Raw genomic sequence first — 748 nt, 5'->3', positions numbered from 1 at the left:
TCTGGTATTTCGAACGGGATGCAGACAGCCCCAGCGCGATATTCTTAAAGCTGAACGCATCGAAGTAGCGGTTCACCGACAGCGTGTAATAGTCAGATGTCCGGCGGTCCCAGTAAGTCTGATGGCTGTACTGCAGGTTGACCGAGGTCTTCCAGTCCTCGAAGTTCTTGTTGAGCGTGACGGTGTACAGCTCCTTCTCACGTCCCGTGAAGTCATCCCGGTAACGTGCATTGAGGTACTGGTCCATAGTCATGTAATTGCGTTCAGAGAAGCGGTAACCCGCAAAGGTGATATCCGTATTCACGTCATCAAAACGTTTGGAGTAGCTCAGACGCCAGGATTTACCCTGCATAGTCTCTTCTCCCGGAATACGGGCCACGGACTGGGTCACATCGGCAGATACCGTACCGAACTCATTCAGGTCACGACCCAGACCCACAGCCAGGGCGTTGTAATCCCCGGCAACGATACTGCCACCGTAAAGTGACCACTTGTTACTGATACCCCAGGATGCCTCACCGGCAGCAAAGACCGGACCTTCCGTGGTGTGCTCATAGTTACGCGAACGACCGGAAACCAGCTTGTAACGAATCTGGCCCGGACGGGTCAGATACGGCACATATGCCGTGTCCACCTGAAACGTTTTTTTCCGCCCGTCCTGCTCGATAACCTCAACATCCAGACGACCACGCACGGAGCTGTCCAGGTCCTGGATGGTGAACGGACCTGCCGGCACGGTGGAGTCATA

The 748-nt window shown here is 54.7% G+C and carries 1 protein-coding gene; it reads right to left on the bottom strand.

Annotation, left to right across the window (positions count from 1 at the left end):
* On the bottom strand, positions 1–748 hold a 748-nt coding region (locus EQY_RS0116980; RefSeq protein WP_000327935.1), incomplete at both ends, for a fimbria/pilus outer membrane usher protein.

The sequence above is a fragment of the Escherichia sp. TW14182 genome, from assembly GCF_000208525.1.
GTDB classification, from domain to species: domain Bacteria; phylum Pseudomonadota; class Gammaproteobacteria; order Enterobacterales; family Enterobacteriaceae; genus Escherichia; species Escherichia ruysiae.
This window is presented reverse-complemented; position numbering and strand designations above follow the sequence as displayed.